A 20,630-nucleotide genomic window follows, 5' to 3' on the forward strand; every position below is an offset into this window, starting at 1 on the left:
TCAACTGTGAAGCCGCGTCCTGTTATTGACGCGGCTTCCGTTTGTCTTAGGAGGAAATTAATGGATAATAAGCCGATCCGGCAACAGGAGCATGGATTATGGACATCGGTGCTGACAGGTTTCGTTTTGGCCATTGTAAAAGGCATCGCTGGTTATATGGCGATGAACAAAGCATTAATTGGCGATGCGCTCTATACCGCTTCAGCAGCAACGAGCACGCTGGCTGAACGGTTGCTACGCCGTAGCCGAAAATATGGTCGGCGCGTGTCTTCACCAGCAGAGCATCGTCCTACCGAAGGGATGGGTGCATCGTTTGCGCAAATGATCATTACCGTCTTTTTACTACTTGGCGGACTTGAAATTGCGATTGCTGCCGTACGCGATCTGATGGCACATGTTGAACCAGAGCCAAAGCCGTTTGCAATTGTGCTCGTCTTTTTGGCGATGGCTGTAAACGAAGCGGTATTTCGTTATCGCTATCGATATCGGTCCAAGCAGAGGAGCAACCAGCTAGAGGAAATGGTCGATACCCACCGTTATTCCTTATATTGCTCGATCATTGTACTGGCAGGTATGCTCGGTACGATTGCTGCGCTGGAGCTAAATGAAGATCGATTGTACTATGTGCAGCCTGTATCTGCACTCATTGTAGCGGTCATCCTGTGGCGGCAAGGATATCGACTAGCCAGACAGGCCATTTATGGGCGGCTTCTCCAAACGATGGAGCAGCAGGATGCGAGCGATTATATGGAAACCGTGCAGCGTGTCCGTGGTGTGATTGCGGTAGAACGACTACATGCGCAGGAACATGATCGCGGCGTGCATATTGAGCTAGTACTGGCAGTGAATCCGAATATTACGGTGCTGGCTGCGGCAGAGATTGGGGAGTATGCTCGTAATTTATTGCTGCACCGATTTGATCATGTGAGTCAGGTACAGGTACATACTGTCCCTTACACAGGCGGCTATCCGTACAAGTCCAATCATGATTGGGCTACTCAGTCGGATCGTTCGTCTGGCGATGGAATGCTTCACTGAAGGAGGAACTTAAGCACCATGATTCATTCACAATATCACTGGAATGTAAAACATCCTGATCCGACGGCTGCGCAGCAGCTTAGCCGTGAATTGGGAATCGCCCCGCTAACGGCAACGTTGCTAAGTGGACGTGGCTATACGACATCTGCGGAGGCAGAGATTTTTCTGGAAGGAAGCTCGGGAACGAGTCATGATCCTTTTTTGCTGGCAGGTATGGAGGAAGCGGTAGAGCGTATCCGTTTGGCACTGGAACGCAATGAGAAAATATGGGTATACGGCGATTACGATGCGGATGGTGTGTCCAGTACATCGCTGATGATCCAATTGATGCGAGTGCTGAAAGCGGATTTTGACATGTATATTCCGCATCGTGCGAAGGAAGGCTATGGTTTACACCATCATGCGCTCGATCTAGCGCATGAGCAAGGCGTGACGCTGATCATCACGGTCGATACAGGCATTAGCGCAGTCGAGCAGATTGCCTATGCACGTGAGCTTGGTATGGACGTCGTTGTGACGGATCATCATGAGCCGCCGGAGAAGTTGCCAGAGGCGGCTGCGCTTGTTAATCCGAAGCTACCGTATTGCTCGTACCCCTTTAAAGGACTGGCGGGCGTAGGCGTCGCGTATAAGCTAGCTCAGGCGCTACTGGGCGATGTGCCGGATGCCTGGCTTGAGATTGTAGCGATCGGTACCGTAGCCGATCTGATGCCACTGGAGGACGAGAACCGCCGTATGGTCAGTATCGGTGTGCAACAGATGAAGCAAAGTGCCTTCCCAGGTGTGCACGCGCTGCTGAATATCGCAGCGATTGATCCAGCACAGGTAAGCGCCACTCATATCGCTTTTGCGATGGCTCCACGTATTAATGCGAGTGGAAGAATGGAGCATGCCAAGCGTGCGGTCGAACTGTTAACGACAACTGATATGGGACTGGCGGATCGAATCGCCTTTGAGCTGGATCAGCTTAATAAGGAGCGTCAGGAGCTTGTCAACCGGATGGTGCAAGAAGCGGTTGCGATGCTGGAAGCCGAGCGTGATCAACATCCGCGCGGCGTACCGGACGTTATTGTCGTTGCAGGCGAAGGCTGGAATCCAGGCGTAGTCGGTATCGTTGCCTCCAAGCTGCTGGATCGTTATTATCGTCCTACAATCGTACTTGGCATCGACCCGGATACAGGAATGGGTAAAGGTTCTGCACGTTCGATTCCCGGCTACGATATTTATCGTGCATTACTGGATTGTGAGGATGTACTGGATCATTTTGGTGGCCATCCATCGGCAGCAGGGATGAGTTTGCATCGAGACCAGCTGGAGCTGTTCCGTCGCCGTTTGAATGAACGTGCAGCACAACTGTTAACCGAGGATGATCTGGTGCCACAAACCGAAGCGGATTGTGAATGTACGGTGGATCAGCTTACATTAGAAGCGGTAGAGGAGCTGGAACGTCTGGCGCCATTTGGAATGAACAATCCGCTACCTAAAATCGTCCTGCGTGGCGTCACCCTATCTGAAGCACGAGCAATCGGTAAAACTTCCGATCATTTGCGGCTCGTAGTAGAACAGGACGGCACCGTGATTGAAGGCGTTGCCTTTGGTAAAGGTGAACTCGCATCGCTGCTAAGTGCAGGTGATCGTGTGGACATACTGGCAGAGACGAGCATCAACGAATGGCGCGGCGTACGTAAGCCGCAGCTGATGGTACAGGATATTGCCGTACCAGGGCTGCAAGTATGGGATCGCCGTGGTGCAGATGATTGGACACGTGATCTGGTGACGATTCAGCAGAAGTGGTCACGCTATATGGCGACCGAAACAGGGCAATTTGGTGTACTGGGCGATGAAAAACGAATGGAAACTTTAAAAAGCCAATTGTCGGATGTATCCCTTTGGGGTTATGATAGACAAGTTGATATTGCGGCTTGCAATCATGTCTCCATACAGCATGGGGCAGAAGCCATACGCACATTATGTCTGTTATCATTGCCAGCACATATTGAACAATTGAACGTTATTTTTGCACGTTTTACCGCTGTGGAAAATATCGTTCTGCTGCATGATCGTCCAGACCGTCAAGATCGCCTGCACATTCCCGATCGGGAGCACTTCAAGCTGATCTACGGCTGGCTCGCCAAAAGCAGTGCTACGATTGCTGAAGAACAGAAGCTAATCCCGTATTTAAGTCAAAAAACATCCAGCTCGGTACGTATGGTGCAAATGATGCTGGACGTGTTTGAGGAGCTGGAGTTTATCATTCGCGAGGATGGACAGATTCGCATGAACACAGCGCCTGATAAACGTCCGCTCAGCAGCTCACAACTGTACCGGGAGCTTGGCGAACTGGCTGAAATGGAATATATGTTATGTGAAAGTGATCTGCCACAATTGACTTCATGGATGATTGCCCGTATGCAAGGCGTATCATAAACGCTAACTTTTAGGAGGAGATTTTTTTGGATTTTAAAGAGCATATTCGTGTGATACCGGATTTTCCGCAGGAAGGAATCAGCTTCAAAGATATTACGACCCTGCTGCAAAATGGCGAAGCATACAAGCAATCGATCGATGAGCTAAGAAAGCTGCTCAAAGATTTGAAAATTGACGTGATCGCTGGACCGGAAGCACGTGGCTTTGTTGTAGGCGCACCGCTTGCTTACGCACTGGGCGTAGGCTTTGTGCCGATCCGTAAAACAGGCAAGCTGCCATACAAAACGATTCAAGCTGAATACGCGCTTGAATATGGCAAAGACATTCTCGCGATGCACGTAGATGCTGTTCAACCGGGTCAAAATGTATTGATCGCTGATGATCTGCTCGCAACGGGCGGTACGATTGCAACTTGTGTAGACTTAATCCGTCAGGTGGGCGGTAATGTGGTCGGCGCAGCGTTTATGATCGAGCTTCAAGACCTGAACGGACGCGAAAAACTGCCGGATATCGAGGTATTCACACTTACCCAGTATCCTTTCTAATATTTACCATTATCACTTCTTTCTTTATTGGGATAAAGCAGTGCTTGTGCCATAAGCATCGGTAAGCTTATGAATGGTAATAACAGCCAAAAATGAAATATAAGCAAACCCGATTTTCATCGTTCGTCTAATGAAAATCGGGTTTTTTGGCGTTTTTTGAACAAAATTGACTTAAAATCAGCTTTTTGTTGAAACCTCACTCTGGGTAACACGTATACAGTAAAGAGGCATGCTGCTGCTGAGCGCATGGATGTTCAATATGGATATTCAATACGTATGCCAATTTTAGAGAAAAAGGAGGGGGAAGTATGGCGATCATTCGCGAGACGGACTTGCCCGGTATTGGAAGGAAATTTGTAGTGGAAACAGAAGAGAACGATCATGTAGCGATCATCGTGCATGAAGATGGAAAGCGTGAGTTGTATCATCAACCATCCGACAGCCCGGACGATCATGAACTCGTCATGTCGCTTCACGATCATGAAGCAAGGCAGCTTGCCAGCATTATCGGTGGAATGACCTACCAGCCAAGTGCACTGGAAAAAGCAGAATTGTCCATTTCCAAATTAACAATTGAGTGGCATAAGCTGAAGTCCACGATGGGCTGCATCGGTAAAACGATCGGCGAACTATCGATTCGTGAACAAACAGGCACCGTGATCATCGCTGGCATTAGCGCCAGGGAACAACGGATTATTCCCGGCCCAGATTATGTGCTGCAAGACGAAACGACACTCGTTATTGCCGGTGAGCGGAATGGAATTCAATTGCTCAAAGAGCTGCTCGAAAGGGGGAGCGGCTGATGGATTACATCGTATTTGAGATCGGTATAGCGGTATTGCTCGTTGCGCTGGCAGGTTTGCTGGCAACGAAGCTGCGCTTCTCGGTCGTTCCCTTTTATATTCTAGCAGGTATGGCGGTAGGGCCGCATGCTCCGGTATTCGGCATTGTCGATTTTCGATTTATTCAAAGCGCTGAGCTGATTGAGTTTATGGGTAAAATCGGGGTTATTTTCCTACTATTTTATCTCGGTTTGGAGTTCTCAGTTGGTCGATTAGTGAAGGCAGGGCGCTCAATTGCACTCGGTGGTACGATCTATATCGGGATTAACTTTACGCTTGGTCTGTTATATGGTTTGCTGACTGGTTTTGATTTGAAAGAAATTTTGGTGATTGCCGGGATTACGACGATTTCTTCCAGCGCCATTGTCGCCAAGGTGCTCGTTGATCTCAAACGTACAGCAAATCCCGAAACCGAGATGATTCTAGGTATTATTATGTTTGAGGATGTATTCCTCGCTGTGTACCTGTCCGTACTGTCTGGCTTGTTGCTCAGTGGTGCAACATCGGTTGGTGGTATTCTGTTATCGGCGGCGATTGCGCTTGGATACATGTTGCTCATTTTGATTGTGGGACGCAAAGCGGTACCGCTGCTCAATCGAGTACTCAATATTCAGTCGAATGAGCTGTTTATGTGTGTGATCTTTGCGGCGTTGTTCTTAATTGCCGGTTTCTCGGAGACGATTCACGTAGCGGAAGCGATTGGCGCTTTGCTCGTTGGTCTTGTGCTTGCGGAAACATCGCATATGCACCGGATCGAAAAGATTATTTTACCGTTCCGCGATTTCTTTGGCGCATTGTTCTTTTTCAGCTTCGGTCTGACGATTGATCCATTGTCGCTTGGTGGAAATGCAGTCTGGTTGGCGATTGGTGCGGTCATCGTAACGATGATTGGTAATTACACAGCAGGCATGCTGGCCGGGAAGACGGCGAATTTATCTCCACAGGCATCATCCAATGTCGGTTTGACGATTATGTCACGTGGTGAGTTTTCGATCATTGTCGCGAATCTCGGTGCAGCCGGTGCGTTGTCTGGCATTTTGCAGCCATTTGCCGCGATCTATGTATTGATTTTGGCGATACTGGGTCCACTACTGACGAAAGAATCCAAGCTAATCTATAAAGGCGTAGCCCGTGTATTCCGTGTAAATAAAACGGTGAAAAAGTCATAGTGTATGTCCCGCAGCTTGATGGTGCAGCACGATGGTAGTGTGATGATGATGTTGATCCATCGCTACATGAGATAGATAATAATAAAGACCGATCGATATAAACAGCAAATTATTTTCCTATAACACGTCTGGCCGACCTTGATATAGCGGTTCGGCGGCGCATCATGATTACGATACAGACATGCAAGATCGTATTATAAGAAAATGACTTGCTGAGGATGGTTGTTTCGACCGTAATATCCTGATAAGTAGATTGAATAAAAAAGAGCGCCGATCGTCGAAGCGATGACAGGCGCTCTTTTTGTGATGTGATTCGCTTGTAGGGGGCTAGCACGGTTGGAACAATCATCCCCAGATCGCATTCAATTACATGTATATGTTTGAATGTATATGATCCTATTCATAGTACGGAATTCAATTGAATTTTCGATACAATCAATCTGGAATTTTAGCCGGGGGTGCTTCATCGTTACGATCATTGGACAACCCTGTCACTTCTAGTATACGGAAGAACAGGCTCAGCAAAATGCCAACGATGGTTGCCAGTGCCATTCCTTTCAGTTGTACGGTACCGAATGTGACGGTCGCACCGCTCAGACCGGTAATGAGCACAACGGTAGTGAGCAGCATATTTTGCGCTTTAGAATAGTCTACTTTTTGCTCCACTAAAATACGTAGACCGGAGGCTGCAATGACACCGAATAATAGCAGTGACACGCCGCCCATAACCGGTGTTGGAATCGCTGATACCGCTCCGGTGAATGTACCGGAGAACGAGAGGACGATGGCGATTATTGCAGCGCCACCGATCACATAAACGGAATAAACACGTGTAAGCGCCATAACGCCGATATTTTCACCATACGTTGTATTCGGAGTCGAGCCTACAAAGCCGGATAAAATGGTAGATAAGCCGTTACCCATCAGTGAGCGATGCAGACCTGGGTCTTTGGATAAGTTTCTGCCTACGATATTACTCGTTACGAGCAGGTGACCGACATGCTCAACGATCACGACCAGTGCGACCGGAATAATCGTCAGAATGACCGACAGGTTAAATGAAGGTGTAGTCATATGAGGCAATTGCAGAAAGCTTGCGTTGGTGATGGGATCGGTGTTGGCAAGACCAAGCGGGAAAGCAAGTGCATAGCCGACCACAATACCGATCAGAATATGAATGATTTTCGGAAAGCCGCGGAAGGTGACGGCGCCAAGCAGTGTGACACCAAGCGTAATGAGCGATAGTGCGATGACTCGCCCATCCGGCGTCCAGGTTGCTGCATCCACACCAGAGGGAGCGATAAAGCCTGCCATTTGCGCGGCCACTGGAATTAACTCCAGTCCGATTAACGCGACAATGGCGCCCATCGCTGCGGGTGGAAATACAACATCAATCCAGCCCGTACCAGCATATTTTACAAGCAGGGCAACCAGTATAAAAATAACACCGGTGACGATAAAGGCACCCAGTGCGAGCGAATAGCCGCTATCCCCATAGCCATACTTCGTGAGTACGAGTGTAACCGGTGCGATAAAAGCGAAGCTGGAGCCGAGGTAAGCGGGAATTTTGCCCCGACAGATCCATATGTAGATTAATGTACCGATTCCGTTCATCAGCAAAATCATACCCGGGTCCACTTTGAACAAATTCGGCACAAGCACCGTACTGCCAAACATGGCGAATAGATGCTGTAGACTGAGCAGCAGTCCGGGACCAAGTGGCAGTCTTTCATTTACCTGAATTTCGCGTTGCAATGCATTCACTCCTTTATGATCTATGATTGTTGTCCGTCCACGGGAACACCCGCAAATTTACATCTTTACTAGAGTAATGACTTTACTAGCTTTTTTCAATATCGTTTTTCGCACGAATCATGTAAAATGGTGTCTTATCGTGTTTCAATAATCTTTACAAACCCTTCATGTATAACGGTTGACGCGGCTCTGTGCAAGAGGCATAATTAGAGGAAATCCCTTTTTGGTGCCTGTTGCTGCAAGAAGGTGGGTCAGGCTCCATGTTGAACTTATTTTCACGTTTTATGAAATGAAAAGTATATATTCACGGTTTGCAAACCGTTATTTATGAATAGAAAGGATACGACAACGATTCCATGGGCATAGAGCGATTACTTGAAAAGGCGTCCGCCTATATAAAACCAAAGGATCTCGAACGTATCCATGAGGCGTATGAATTTGCCGATCAGGCTCATCATGGCCAGGTGCGTAAGTCGGGAGAACCTTATATTTTGCATCCACTGGCAGTTGCAGATATCGTGGTGGGCATGGAGATGGACACCATCTCGATCATCGCTGCGCTGCTGCATGATGTTGTTGAAGACACAACCGTATCCCTTGACGAGATTCGAACCCGGTTTGGTGAAAGCTGTGCCATGCTGGTCGACGGATTGACCAAACTGGAACGAATTAAGTTCCGTTCCAAAGAAGAGCAGCAAAACGAAAACTATCGTAAAATGTTTATCGCGATGGCACAGGATATTCGCGTTATCGTCATTAAGCTAGCTGACCGTCTGCACAATATGCGTACATTGAAATATCAGTCCGAAGAAAGTCAGCGCCGGATCGCTTACGAAACGCTGGAAATCTTCTGTCCGGTTGCTCACCGTCTCGGTATTTCCGCGATCAAGTGGGAGATGGAAGATATTGCACTCCGTTACTTGAATCCGCAGCAATATTACCGGATTGCGAATTTGATGCACAAAAAGCGCGCAGAACGTGAACAGTATATCGACAATGTTATCGTGCGTATTCGTGAGAAATTGCAGGAAATGGGTATCGAAGCCGATCTGTCAGGTCGACCAAAGCATATTTATAGCGTCTACCAGAAGATGACGAACAAAAACAAACAATTTAACGAAATCTATGATCTGCTGGCGATCCGGATCATTGTGGACAATATTAAGGATTGTTATGCAACGCTCGGTATTATCCATACGCTGTGGAAGCCGATGCCAGGACGATTCAAAGATTATATTGCTATGCCTAAGCCCAATATGTATCAGTCGCTGCACACGACCGTTGTCGGTCCAAATGGCGAGCCGACCGAAGTACAGATTCGCACATGGGATATGCATCGTACCGCTGAGTTTGGTATCGCTGCTCACTGGGCGTACAAAGAAGGCGGCTCTACAAGTGGCAGTATGGAAAATAAAGTTCCGTTTTTCAAGGAAATTTTGGAGCTTCAACATGAAGCACAGGACGCTTCTGAATTTGTGGAATCGCTGAAAATGGACTTTTTCTCCGATCTTGTATTTGTGTTTACACCAAAAGGCGAAGTGATCGAATTGCCTAATGGCTCCGTGCCGCTCGATTTTGCGTATCGCATTCATACCGAGGTTGGTAACCGGACGATCGGGGCAAAGGTTAATGGGCGCATCGTACCGCTCGATCATCGTCTTAAAACAGGCGATATCGTTGAGATTCTCACATCCAAGCATTCGTATGGCCCAAGCCAGGACTGGCTAAAAATCGCACAATCGTCGCATGCGCGCAGTAAAATCAAACAGTGGTATAAAAAGGAAAAACGCGAAGAGAATGTGCAAAAGGGACGCGAAGCGCTGGAGCGTGAGATCAAGCGCTTGAACCTGGAGCCTTCCGCATGGCTTGGCGATGATAAACTGCTGGAAGTCGGTAAAAAGTTTGCCTTCCACGATGTGGAGGACATGCTAGCCGCGATCGGATTTGGCGGCATTACCGCCGCGCAAATCTGCACACGTCTGACTGAGAAACTGCGTCGTGAGCAGGAAGAATCGAATATGATCCAGCTGTCCAATCAGGTAAAAGAAGTAAAAACAGCTGCTCCTGAGCAAAAACGTCGTCCAACGCATGGCGTGAGTATCAAAGGGGTCGACAACTTGCTCGTGCGCTTTGCGCGCTGTTGTAATCCTGTACCTGGTGACGATATCGTAGGCTATGTTACACGCGGACGCGGTGTATCGATTCACCGTAGCGACTGTACCAATGTACCGAATGTCGATGATCCGAACGAATCGGCACGTATTATCGAAGTCGAGTGGGAAGAAGCAGTAGAAGCGAACTACAACGTCGATATCGAGATTACCGGTCACGATCGTCGTGGTTTGCTGAATGAAGTGCTGCAAACCGTCGCGGAGAGTAAAACAAACATCTCGGCTGTATCCGGGCGCTCTGATAAAAATAAAATGGCCATGATCCATATGACGATCATGATCCGCAATACCGATCATCTGCAATCGGTCGTGGATAAAATCAAACGCGTGCAGGATGTGTATACCGTACACCGGATTATGCAGTAAGCGCATCGAAAGCTGCGCCAGCCTGCTTGTCCGCTGGACAGAACGGCTCAATGAAGGAAGCCAATCTCGCTGTCAGCAGCGGTGATTGGCTTTTTTGGTATAGCATAAATCGACGAGTGAGATGACGAGTAAGATAAAGATCGGACAAGTTCATATTTTACATGTGATCGATGGAAAAACCGTGACTGCTTTGAATGTTGTAGATTCGAATATGTAAAATAGTCCATGAAAAAATGACTGTGACGATAACACATTATATGCTAATACAGTACATGCTGTCTCAAATTACTCAGATGTATATTTCTATCTATCTTCTTTGCGAAAGGAATCATTCCTATGAGAGTAGTTATCCAACGCTGCAAACAGGCAGCTGTCACCGTTAACGGTGAGACGGTAGGACAAATCGGCAAAGGTTTAATGGTACTGGTCGGCGTTACGCACGGCGATACGATCGAAGATGCCCAGTACCTTGCTGGTAAAGTCGCTGGTATTCGTATTTTCGAAGACGAAGCAGGCAAAATGAACCTCGGTATAAGCGACATCGGTGGCGAAGTTTTATCAGTGTCCCAGTTCACGTTGTATGGCGATACGCGCAAAGGTAAACGTCCGAGCTTTATCGAAGCCGCCCGTCCGGAGGAAGCGATTCCTGTCTATGAAGCGTTTAATCGGGCACTGGAACAACATGGCCTAACCGTAGCCACCGGCATTTTCGGTGCCGATATGGACGTGTCGCTTACGAACTGGGGACCGGTTACCCTGATCATCGACAGCCCTACCAAAAACGCGAACCCCAAGCTCACATAAAATCCCTGGGAGGTTCGCACCCCGTGCCCAGTAAGGGCTGCGGGGTTTTTTGTTGTTTTTTGACAGGGTTTGAAGTAGGCTAAAAGAGAGGTTCGCACTTTTAGCCGTTTTTTGCATTGATTTGTAAGGGCTGAGAGGGTGTACAGTCGCTCCCCGTGCGGGAGTGTGGATTGAAATTTCTGCCCGATGAACGGAAAGTGTTCGTCTACCCATAGGTCGCTCCCCGTGCGGGAGTGTGGATTGAAATAAGCTTGATCAGATTCGGTACACACGCCATAACCTGTCGCTCCCCGTGCGGGAGTGTGGATTGAAATTGCTGCTGGGTGTAACGGTTAAGTTTGCGCCGAAGTCGCTCCCCGTGCGGGAGTGTGGATTGAAATAATCACATCGGCATCATCAGCATTAGATATAGCCGAGTCGCTCCCCGTGCGGGAGTGTGGATTGAAATTTCTGCCGATCCGTATGACACGTTGCGTGTCTGTACGGGGTCGCTCCCCGTGCGGGAGTGTGGATTGAAATGACTGTCTGCTGTGTCTTACCGAATAGTGTGGACAACATGTCGCTCCCCGTGCGGGAGTGTGGATTGAAATGTGAAATGATGATTGAAGGAATTCAGCAAATCTCTGTCACTCCCCGTGCGGGAGTGTGGATTGAAATAGCTCATGGAGCAGCTCACCTACAAAACTTTTTAGTCACTCCCCGTGCGGGAGTGTGGATTGAAATCGGTTTGTGGAACGTTGGAAATAGGTTGTCATGCGTCACTCCCTGTGCAAGAGCCACATTCGAAATAAACATGCGCTTGATCTCACCTGTCTTACTGCAAACTGGCACTTTCTGCACAGGAATGCGGATTAAAAGCGAATCATCTCCATCACTAGAACGATGGAAAGGAAACAAGGGCAAAGAACGACTTTGAAGCGCGGGAAGCTACATTTTCAAGAACATTTGTAGATTCCTGCGCTCCACCTGAGTCCGTGCCCTTATTTTTGTTCGAAATGGAGTTACCACTGAACATCATCATGAATGCCTTAATCCGCACACCCCACATTAATACCATGTACACCTGATATAATTTCCACCCTAGTTCAACTCCGCTACTAGACCCTCCGCTCTATACGCTACATTCATCATCTCCACCACCCCCAGCAAGAAACTTACCTTTCACCCAAGCAACATGTTATATCCCCTCAACAACAGGGTAATAACATTAACGAAACCCAAGCCCATCTATCCGCTTGCACACGGCACTGTATCACCAACGTGTTTGAGCCGACTGCACCTTGTCTTTTCAACAACAGGAGCACGATCAATCACCGCTCTGTAAGCACCGGGTATTGGAATAGAGTACATTGGATCATCCAGGAGAGGAGATAACATCATGAGTAAAATAGCGTTTCTACTGGCAAATGAATTCGAGGATTCTGAAATGCAGGTACCTTACGACGAGCTGACAAAAGCGGGTCACGAGGCTGATATTATCGGACTGGAAAAAGGACAAAAAGTAACCGGTAAAAATGGCAAAGCTGAATATACAATCGAAAAAGCAATCACCGACGTACAAGCATCTGACTACGATGCGCTGGTGATCCCAGGCGGATCGTCTCCAGAAAATCTGCGTCTGAATCCGGATGTACTGAATTTTGTTACCGAAATCGATAACGCCAACAAAACGATTGGTGCCATCTGTCATGGTCCACAAATTTTGGCGAGTGCAGATCTGTTAAAAGGACGCACGATCACATCGTATCCACCGCTTAAAGTGGATATGATCAACGCAGGTGCTAATTTTAAAGATGGCGAAGCGATTGTTGATGGCAACTTGATCACATCGCGTATTCCAGATGATGAGCCAGCCTTTGTACGTGAATTGCTGAAAGTGCTATAAGTGTTGTAATTACTGTAAGGATGTAATCAATACGTTACTTGCTACAAAACCGACAGGCTGTAGAGAGGAGATCGCTACAGCCTGATCATTAGCGAGGAGGTCATGACGATGACACAACATATTCAGGCTTACTTTCGTACCGAGGATCAGGCAGAGAGCGCGCGTATTTCATTGGAAACATTGAACGTAAAAAACCTGGAGGTTGGACGCCTTGAAAGTCAGGTGAATCAAGGTGGACGTGTACTTGTACCCTTGCTGCCAGTCAACGCGGGTGGAGGAACAACGGGCGGTACAACAAGCGGAGTAGCCGGAGGTACAGGACCAGGCACAATTATCCCACCGACAGCGATTATCGACAATGACGGTAACCGTAACGAAGTGCGTGATAATGATTCCGACCGTGATGCTCGCGATGATCATGACGCATGGAGCGCCATGAACGCAACGAATAAAGACTATGACGATCTTAAATACGTGCTGTCCGTAACCGCAATGGAAGCAGACGTAGAGAGCGTCGTTCAAAAATTGCGTACAAACAATGCGTTTGTTGAGGTGCTTGAATAGAGTACCGTTTATATAAAAGTATATAAAAAGCCATACAGCAGTGTAAACGTTCTCAATCATTCCATTTAAGAACCAGCCCATTCTACATTCTAATCTTTCACCGAGTACATTAAATGGCAGTTATCGATTGCATATTACGTGGCTGTATGGTCTTGCGTGTATAAAGTAGCTCTTCCTCAATAAACATGTGGGGAAGAGCTATTTTTTTGCTTATAGAGCACCATTTGATACGGTGTCTACGCACGAACTGTTATTGTTGGGACAAAATTCACTCTGGTGAGCAATAAGGGGGTTCTACTCAAAATCATATAAAAAAAGGGCAATCCAACTCACAATTCTAATTTTCAAATCGCATAAGTTATACCTATTGTAACGAAACTGTAATATAGGAAACATCTTCCCTTAACAATGTGCATCTATAATGAACACATGACCCCCTTTTAACATACTTGTTGACCTGCAGCCCGTTGCTGCAGGTATTTTTTTGCGCTTAGAGCATTGACTTTAGCACAGCAGTTCATTACAATCGGTAAATATAACACGAAGCTGTCTCTAGCCTACCGAGTATAATCATCTATCTATACTGCATAATGGCTAGCATTGTCACCAAGCTATACGTTGTAGATGAGCGTACTGGAAAACCGTTTCAGCGAACGCCAGAGCATGAGCAACAGATTCGTATTAATCGTTAGCTGGAGCGTCATTTTCAAGCTGGATTGCATAAATTAAAGCAATCTTTCCGCAAAGTGGACCAAATCGTCATGAAACGAAATTCCTGGTGGAAAGTAGTGCTTGAACAATGAGAAGATGGTATACTATAATTTAGGCAAGTCCAGTGTGAGTGATTTCCTCACACGAGGTAAAATGAAAAAAGGATTTTTGCAAAGCAAAATATCCATACCTCTTCAGTGTGAGTGATTTCCTCACACGGGGTAAAATGAAAAAAGGATTTTTGCAAAGCAAAATATCCATACCTCTTCAGTGTGAGTGATTTCCTCACACGGGGTAAAATGAAAAAAGGATTTTTGCAAAGCAAAATATCCATACCTCTTCAGTGTGAGTGATTTCCTCACACGGGGTAAAATGAAAAAAGGATTTTTGCAAAGCAAAATATCCATATCACTTATCTATGAAACTGTATGAATGATTCCTAGACGGGAAAAGTAACACCGATAACGGACAGTTCCATTTTGGAAAAAGAGAGGAATTCCCCTGGGCTGCAAGGGTTCCCTGAACGACGGTGCGAAAAGACCTCCCCGAGAACATGATGTGAAAGATAGAAAAGTACGCATTCGTGTACATGGGCATAACCCTATCGCGAAATGGACAAGCTTATGCTTCGTTCCATGCTACTTTTGGAATCCAAGTAACCTCATGCGTAGTCAGCGGGCGTTAACCGCTTAATGAAGCGAATGTATCCGGATGGGTTGTATCCGGTAGCTTTGGCCGATTTTCTAGTGTGCATTTTTGCAACAATGAAATCGATGAACAAAGCATAGCCGTCCAAGCGGCAACATTCGAAATGTGGGTGGCACCACGGGTGAATGGTAAATCCAGTCCCTCGTCCCTGTTTGTATTAACGAACAGTGACGTGGGGCTTTTTGTGTTTTCTAATCCATATCGTTAACCGGTCACTGGTTTCCAGCTAAGAAGGAGGAGCAATAATTATGGCGTTTCAAAAACCAACAGGCACGCAGGATTTTCTGCCGGGTACTGTGGAGAAATGGCAATATGTCGAAGAAAAAGCAAGAGATTTGTGCAGACGTTTTAACTATCGGGAGATTCGTACACCGATGTTTGAGCAAACCGAGCTGTTCCAGCGCGGTGTCGGCGAAACGACGGATGTCGTACAGAAAGAAATGTACACATTCGAGGATAAAGGTCATCGCAGTATGACACTGCGTCCAGAAGGGACAGCAGGTGTCGTTCGCGCCTATGCAGAGAATAAGCTGTATGGTGAGCCGGATGTGAGCAAGCTGTATTATATGGGACCGATGTTCCGTTATGAGCGTCCACAGGCAGGGCGGTATCGTCAATTTCACCAGTTTGGTGTCGAGGCGTTTGGTTCGGTTGATCCAGCGATTGATGTGGAAGTGATAGCGCTTGGCTTGCAATTTTTCAAAGAGCTTGGACTGAAAGACGTGTCGGTTGAAATTAACTCGGTCGGTACATCGGAGACACGTGCAGCTTACAATGAAGCGTTGCTCGGCTTCCTGCGTCCGATGAAAGAGACGCTATGCAAAGACTGCCAGCATCGGATGGAACGCAACCCGATGCGTGTACTCGACTGCAAAGTCGATCAGGATAAATTTGTCGGTGCACCGTCCATTTTGGATAGTCTGGATGAAGAAAGTGCAGCGTACTTCCAGCAGGTGAAAGATCATCTGACCGCGATGGAGATTCCGTATCAGGTGAATGAGCGTCTTGTACGTGGTCTGGATTATTACACACATACCGCGTTTGAATACAAAGCGCAGGGTATCGGTGCGATCGATACGATCGGTGGCGGCGGACGTTACAACAAGCTCGTTGCTGAAGTGGGCGGACCGGATCAACCGGGCATCGGCTTTGGTATCGGGATGGAGCGCCTGCAACTTATTCTGGCAAGTCAGCAAGTGGAAGTGCCTGCGGTGAAACCACTTGACGTCTATCTGGTAGCGATTGGCGAAGCGGCTGAACAAGAGACCGTGAAACAACTGTTCAAGCTACGTACACTCGGTTTCTCTGCTGAGCGTGACTATCTTGGTCGCAAAATCAAAGCACAGATGAAGTCGGCTGACCGTTTCCAGGCGCGTTACACGGCGATTCTCGGAGACGATGAGCTATCACGTGGTGAAATTTCGCTAAAAGCGATGGCTACCGGTGAACAACAAAATGTAAAACTGGCTCAGCTTGCTGACCATTTAAAATAAATCGCAATCCCAATTCAGTATTGGATAAAAGGAGAGTATACCATGTTAAGGACTCATAACTGCGGACAATTGACCGCTGCCAGCATTGGCGAAACGGTAACATTGAACGGCTGGGTGCAAACTCGTCGTGACCTGGGAGGCGTACTGTTTATCGATCTGCGTGACCGTACAGGTATTGTACAGATCGTATTTAACCCGGCATTTTCCGGCGATGCATTGCAAATTGCCGATCGTGTACGTAGTGAATACGTACTGGCGGTTAAAGGTGAAGTTGTTCGTCGTGACGAAGAAACGATCAACGCCAACCTACCAACAGGCGATATCGAAGTGCGGATTACTGACATCGAAGTGATCAACGCTGCTAAAACCCCTCCATTCTTTATCGAAGATGGTGTTGAAGTGGACGAGTCGCTGCGTATGAAATACCGTTACCTCGATCTGCGTCGTCCAGAAATGCAAAAAACGTTAATGCTGCGTTCGAAAGCAACGAAGATTTTCCGTGATTTCCTGGACGATCACGGTTTTATCGACGTGGAAACACCGATTTTGACGAAAAGTACACCGGAAGGTGCGCGTGACTATCTCGTACCAAGCCGTGTGCATGAAGGCGAATTTTTCGCACTGCCACAATCGCCGCAAATTTACAAACAATTGCTCATGGTGAGTGGACTGGAGCGTTACTACCAGATCGCTCGTTGTTTCCGCGATGAAGATCTTCGTGCAGACCGTCAACCTGAGTTTACGCAGGTCGACATTGAGACTTCATTTATTGAGCGTGACGAGCTGCTCGGTATGATGGAGCAACTGATGGTGCGTCTGTTTAAAGAAACGATCAATGTGGATATCCCAACTCCATTCCAACGCATTACGCACGCTGAAGCGATGGACAAATACGGCTCAGATAAACCGGACCTGCGCTTTGGTCTGGAACTCGTTAACGTGAGCCATATCGTTGCAAACAGCGGTGCTAAAGTATTCGCATCCGTGATCGAAAACGGCGGTGAAGTGAAAGTGCTCAACGCTAAAGGTTGTGGCACATGGACACGTAAAGAGATCGATAGCCTGGAGCCCTATGCGAAGCGCTACGGTGCCAAAGGTCTGGCATGGATTCAAGTGAAAGAAGGCGAATTCCGCGGTCCAATCGTTAAGTTCCTCGGTGAGGAAGAAGTTCAGCAACTGCGTGAGACGACAGGTGCAGAAGAAGGCGACCTGTTGCTATTCTCGGCAGACAAAAAGCAAGTCGTTGCCGATGTACTTGGCGCACTGCGTCTAAAAATCGGTCGCGACCTCGGCCTGATCGACGATAGCGTATATAAATTTGCATGGGTGGTAGACTTCCCACTGCTCGGTTATGACGAGAACTCCAAACGTTATGTAGCAGAACACCATCCGTTCACACGTCCATACGAAGAAGATCTGGAACTGTTCGATACAGATCCTGGAAAAATCCGCGCGCAAGCTTACGATATCGTATTGAACGGTTATGAAGTGGGTGGCGGTTCCCAGCGTATTTACAAACGTGAACTGCAAGAGAAAATGTTCGAAATGCTCGGTTTCACACCCGAAGCAGCACGTGAGCAATTCGGCTTCTTGATGGATGCATTTGAATATGGTACGCCTCCACACGGCGGTATCGCGTTCGGTCTCGACCGTCTCGTTATGCTGCTGGCTGGTCGTACAAACCTGCGTGAAACGATCGCATTCCCGAAAACAGCGAATGCAACCGATCTGCTGATGGATGCTCCGGCTCCAGTCGAAGCGTCACAATTGGAAGATCTGCATATCCGTCTGGCACCGAAAAAACTCGTTGTCGACAAAAGCTAATCATCCAAACTGATGTATCTGCATGATGTATAAGCGTACTACCCATAACTGCTGCAATCGCTCATTGGACGATTGCAGCAGTTGTTTTGTGGGTATGTGGTATCATGGATCATTATGTATAGAGCTGATGCGAAGTCAGTGTAGAGCTAATATGTTGTAAAATAAACTGTGATGATATGGAAATAACCGCTATATGTAGCGGCGAGTAGAACATATCGCTTGTATAGGGAAACATTTAGGTTGCAGTGCAGGTAGTATCGTATGATAAGTATCTAACCTGTTTTGTATATTGCTCCAGTAGGCGCTTGTTTTTACATGGACGTAGTTAGACTTTATGTTCAACTGCAATGACTGTATCCATATGAAGATCACACAGACATCGACATGAAGCTATATACGCTACGCAACAATACACGTAAATGGAAAGGAGCTGAACTTGAATGCTGAATCAATTTTCCCGTACCGAGCTAGCGTTTGGTCCGGAAGGCATTGAAGTGATGAAAAATAGTACAGTTGCCGTGCTCGGTATTGGCGGTGTAGGTGGTATCGCCGTTGAAGCACTGGCGCGTACAGGTGTAGGTCGGATTATTTTGATCGACAAAGACGTCGTCGATATTACGAATATTAACCGTCAAATTCATGCGTTAACGACAACCGTCGGCCAGAAAAAAGCAGACCTGATGGTCGAGCGTGTGAAGCTGATCAACCCGGAATGCGAAGCGATTGCACTGAATATGTTTTATACCGAAGAGACGTATGAGGAATTGTTCAAATACGATCTTGATTATGTGGTCGATGCGTCGGATACAATCATTTACAAAATCCATCTGATCAAGCAGTGTCTGGAGCGCGGCATCCCGATCATTTCCAGTATGGGGGCCGCTAACAAAATGGACCCGACTCGCTTCCAGGTAGCGGATATCTCTAAAACGCATATGGACCCGATTGCGCGCGTCGTGCGCACCCGATTGCGTAAAGAAGGCATTCGCAAAGGCGTCAAAGTCGTATTTTCGACCGAGGAACCGATGAAGCCGCGTCAGGATGTGACGCAAAAGATCGTACCTGATAATGCGCCGGAAATCCGCAAAGCGAAGCAGCCACCGGCGAGTAATGCGTTTGTGCCACCAGTAGCGGGGTTGATTATGGTGAGTGTCGTTGTGCGGGAGTTGTTGGAGAAGAATGGGATTGAGGTTTAAGGTTTGATTTTATGATGCATCAAGCCAAGCGCTGATTGTTTTGCATAGCGCCTGTTGTATGAAAATACAGGTTGTGCGACATCCATAGGAGCTTGCGTATAAGTAGCTTGCATATAAGTCTGCGAATGCAGCTTCTGCAAACAGCTTTTGAGGTATCGACCAATTGCTCCAATTAGCATTGTACTGGATTAATCTTTTGAATAAGCTGGCTACATCTGTTATTGCGATGACGCGTCAACAATAGATGTAACCAGCTTTATGTTTAGAAAAGAGGAGGTAGAGCATGTTTAATATTCCAAGCTATCAACCGGTCTGGCATACGACGGTAGAAGAAATTCAACAGAATCAGACTTTAATGGAACGTCTACACGCTCTTAAACATCAGGTTATTCAGGATAGCATGATGATGTGGGATGTGCATTATGATGAGCATAATGCGGATGCGCCTTTTCTAGTGCAATTAGAACATGACCAATTAGAGATTTGCTGTTACAAACTGGATGATATGGCGATAAGTTTTAATGAGATCGATTGTAAGCAGGCTTTAGACGTATTAAATATAGAGGGATATGGAGTATTTACATACGAATGGAGAAGCTATTCCGCCTTTACAGAACATTTTAGAGGAGCGAGCATACTTTCATTAGCGATTGAAGAATACGGCTTCGAAACGGTAGTGATTGATAATAAGCAATTTCCAGAACAGAACGGTACAAAGCACTCAAGCTGGTTATTAAGTGGTCTATATATCACTACAAATCAGGGCGGCTTTTCGGTCTATAATGCGCTGGACGAAACAGGCATTATTTTTGGCGAACATCTGGAAGCTGAAATGCTGAAAATGGGCACACGGATCAAGCATACACAAATTTTTTGACGACATAGAGCAAAAAGTTTGATGAACATAACGCGCAACTATCGCCTTTTTACGCAACCAGCGATACATTTAACTGCAATAATCGCTATACCTCTCTCTAACAATTGCTACTAGCGCTCCCCTCCAAACTATGCTACACTAAACATCCTTTGTTCCGAAATGCATCAAATCGATGATGCGCACGGATACTTTTATGGCTCAAACTATAAACAAAGCGCAAACATATGAAAAGTACATTCAACACTCCATCGCCAT

The 20,630-nt window shown here is 47.0% G+C and carries 14 protein-coding genes and 1 CRISPR repeat array; of the genes, 13 read left to right on the top strand and 1 reads right to left on the bottom strand.

The genetic code is table 11. The annotated features are described in order from the left end of the window. Positions 1-60 precede the first annotated feature (60 nt). The 5 genes from AAHF22_RS17675 (at position 61) to AAHF22_RS17695 (ending at position 6,021) form a co-directional block, all read left to right on the top strand. Positions 61-1,038 (top strand): cation diffusion facilitator family transporter, encoded by a 978-nt coding sequence (locus AAHF22_RS17675; RefSeq protein ID WP_347326349.1) that lies wholly within the window; start codon positions 61-63, stop codon positions 1,036-1,038. Between the two features lie 18 nt (positions 1,039-1,056). After that, positions 1,057-3,465 (top strand): single-stranded-DNA-specific exonuclease RecJ, encoded by a 2,409-nt coding sequence (gene recJ, locus AAHF22_RS17680; protein ID WP_347326350.1) that lies wholly within the window; start codon positions 1,057-1,059, stop codon positions 3,463-3,465. 26 nt (positions 3,466-3,491) lie between these two features. Continuing rightward, positions 3,492-4,010, top strand: coding sequence for an adenine phosphoribosyltransferase (locus AAHF22_RS17685; protein WP_347326351.1), 519 nt, complete (start codon positions 3,492-3,494; stop codon positions 4,008-4,010). A 308-nt stretch (positions 4,011-4,318) separates the two neighbouring features. Then, positions 4,319-4,813 carry a cation:proton antiporter regulatory subunit gene (locus AAHF22_RS17690; RefSeq protein ID WP_347326352.1) on the top strand — a complete coding sequence of 165 codons (495 nt, stop codon included), beginning with the start codon at positions 4,319-4,321 and terminating at the stop codon, positions 4,811-4,813. Further along, entirely contained in the window at positions 4,813-6,021 is a 1,209-nt protein-coding gene (locus AAHF22_RS17695; protein ID WP_347326353.1) for a cation:proton antiporter, read from the top strand. Before AAHF22_RS17690 ends, AAHF22_RS17695 begins: the two co-directional genes overlap by 1 nt. Before the next feature lie 435 nt (positions 6,022-6,456). Here AAHF22_RS17695 and uraA read toward each other — a convergent pair whose 3' ends face one another. Continuing rightward, the gene (uraA, locus tag AAHF22_RS17700; protein ID WP_347326354.1) at positions 6,457-7,776 is read right to left on the bottom strand and encodes a uracil permease; all 1,320 of its coding nucleotides are present in this window, start codon (positions 7,774-7,776) and stop codon (positions 6,457-6,459) included. Positions 7,777-8,132: 356 nt separating this feature from the next. On the opposite strand from uraA, the gene AAHF22_RS17705 reads away from it, so the two are divergent. The 8 genes from AAHF22_RS17705 to AAHF22_RS17740 all read left to right on the top strand — a co-directional run bounded on the left by AAHF22_RS17705 (position 8,133) and on the right by AAHF22_RS17740 (position 20,375). After that, positions 8,133-10,313, top strand: a complete 2,181-nt coding sequence (locus AAHF22_RS17705) for a RelA/SpoT family protein (RefSeq protein ID WP_347326355.1) — start codon at positions 8,133-8,135, stop codon at positions 10,311-10,313. 336 nt (positions 10,314-10,649) lie between these two features. Next, positions 10,650-11,117: a D-aminoacyl-tRNA deacylase gene (gene dtd, locus AAHF22_RS17710; protein ID WP_347326356.1), complete on the top strand. Its 468-nt coding sequence runs from the start codon at positions 10,650-10,652 to the stop codon at positions 11,115-11,117. A gap of 145 nt (positions 11,118-11,262) precedes the next feature. Next, positions 11,263-11,840: direct repeats of the CRISPR family, unit length 32 nt; unit sequence GTCGCTCCCCGTGCGGGAGTGTGGATTGAAAT. 655 nt (positions 11,841-12,495) lie between these two features. After that, a complete protein-coding gene (locus tag AAHF22_RS17715; protein WP_347326357.1) occupies positions 12,496-13,002 on the top strand; it encodes a type 1 glutamine amidotransferase domain-containing protein in 507 nt (168 codons plus the stop codon). 108 nt (positions 13,003-13,110) lie between these two features. Further along, positions 13,111-13,566, top strand: coding sequence for a hypothetical protein (locus tag AAHF22_RS17720; RefSeq protein ID WP_347326358.1), 456 nt, complete (start codon positions 13,111-13,113; stop codon positions 13,564-13,566). Between the two features lie 1,667 nt (positions 13,567-15,233). After that, on the top strand, positions 15,234-16,478 hold the full coding sequence (hisS, locus tag AAHF22_RS17725; protein WP_347326359.1) for a histidine--tRNA ligase: 1,245 nt from the start codon (positions 15,234-15,236) through the stop codon (positions 16,476-16,478). 42 nt (positions 16,479-16,520) lie between these two features. Next, positions 16,521-18,302, top strand: coding sequence for an aspartate--tRNA ligase (gene aspS, locus AAHF22_RS17730; protein ID WP_347326360.1), 1,782 nt, complete (start codon positions 16,521-16,523; stop codon positions 18,300-18,302). Between the two features lie 440 nt (positions 18,303-18,742). After that, on the top strand, positions 18,743-19,498 hold the full coding sequence (locus AAHF22_RS17735) for a tRNA threonylcarbamoyladenosine dehydratase (RefSeq protein ID WP_347326361.1): 756 nt from the start codon (positions 18,743-18,745) through the stop codon (positions 19,496-19,498). A 283-nt stretch (positions 19,499-19,781) separates the two neighbouring features. Continuing rightward, positions 19,782-20,375, top strand: a complete 594-nt coding sequence (locus tag AAHF22_RS17740; protein ID WP_347326362.1) for a hypothetical protein — start codon at positions 19,782-19,784, stop codon at positions 20,373-20,375. Positions 20,376-20,630 lie beyond the last annotated feature (255 nt).

The sequence above is a fragment of the Paenibacillus wenxiniae genome (genome assembly GCF_039822605.1).
Lineage (GTDB): Bacteria > Bacillota > Bacilli > Paenibacillales > Paenibacillaceae > Saccharibacillus > Saccharibacillus wenxiniae.

Excerpts from the sequence above, each read along its gene's own strand:
- dtd (WP_347326356.1), top strand. The coding sequence starts at position 10,650 with ATGAGAGTAGTTATCCAACGCTGCAAACAGGCAGCTGTCACCGTTAAC.
- aspS (WP_347326360.1), top strand. The coding sequence starts at position 16,521 with ATGTTAAGGACTCATAACTGCGGACAATTGACCGCTGCCAGCATTGGC.
- AAHF22_RS17735 (WP_347326361.1), top strand. The coding sequence starts at position 18,743 with ATGCTGAATCAATTTTCCCGTACCGAGCTAGCGTTTGGTCCGGAAGGC.
- AAHF22_RS17740 (WP_347326362.1), top strand. The coding sequence starts at position 19,782 with ATGTTTAATATTCCAAGCTATCAACCGGTCTGGCATACGACGGTAGAA.
- recJ (WP_347326350.1), top strand. The coding sequence starts at position 1,057 with ATGATTCATTCACAATATCACTGGAATGTAAAACATCCTGATCCGACG.
- AAHF22_RS17715 (WP_347326357.1), top strand. The coding sequence starts at position 12,496 with ATGAGTAAAATAGCGTTTCTACTGGCAAATGAATTCGAGGATTCTGAA.
- AAHF22_RS17695 (WP_347326353.1), top strand. The coding sequence starts at position 4,813 with ATGGATTACATCGTATTTGAGATCGGTATAGCGGTATTGCTCGTTGCG.
- AAHF22_RS17720 (WP_347326358.1), top strand. The coding sequence starts at position 13,111 with ATGACACAACATATTCAGGCTTACTTTCGTACCGAGGATCAGGCAGAG.
- hisS (WP_347326359.1), top strand. The coding sequence starts at position 15,234 with ATGGCGTTTCAAAAACCAACAGGCACGCAGGATTTTCTGCCGGGTACT.
- AAHF22_RS17705 (WP_347326355.1), top strand. The coding sequence starts at position 8,133 with ATGGGCATAGAGCGATTACTTGAAAAGGCGTCCGCCTATATAAAACCA.
- AAHF22_RS17675 (WP_347326349.1), top strand. The coding sequence starts at position 61 with ATGGATAATAAGCCGATCCGGCAACAGGAGCATGGATTATGGACATCG.
- AAHF22_RS17690 (WP_347326352.1), top strand. The coding sequence starts at position 4,319 with ATGGCGATCATTCGCGAGACGGACTTGCCCGGTATTGGAAGGAAATTT.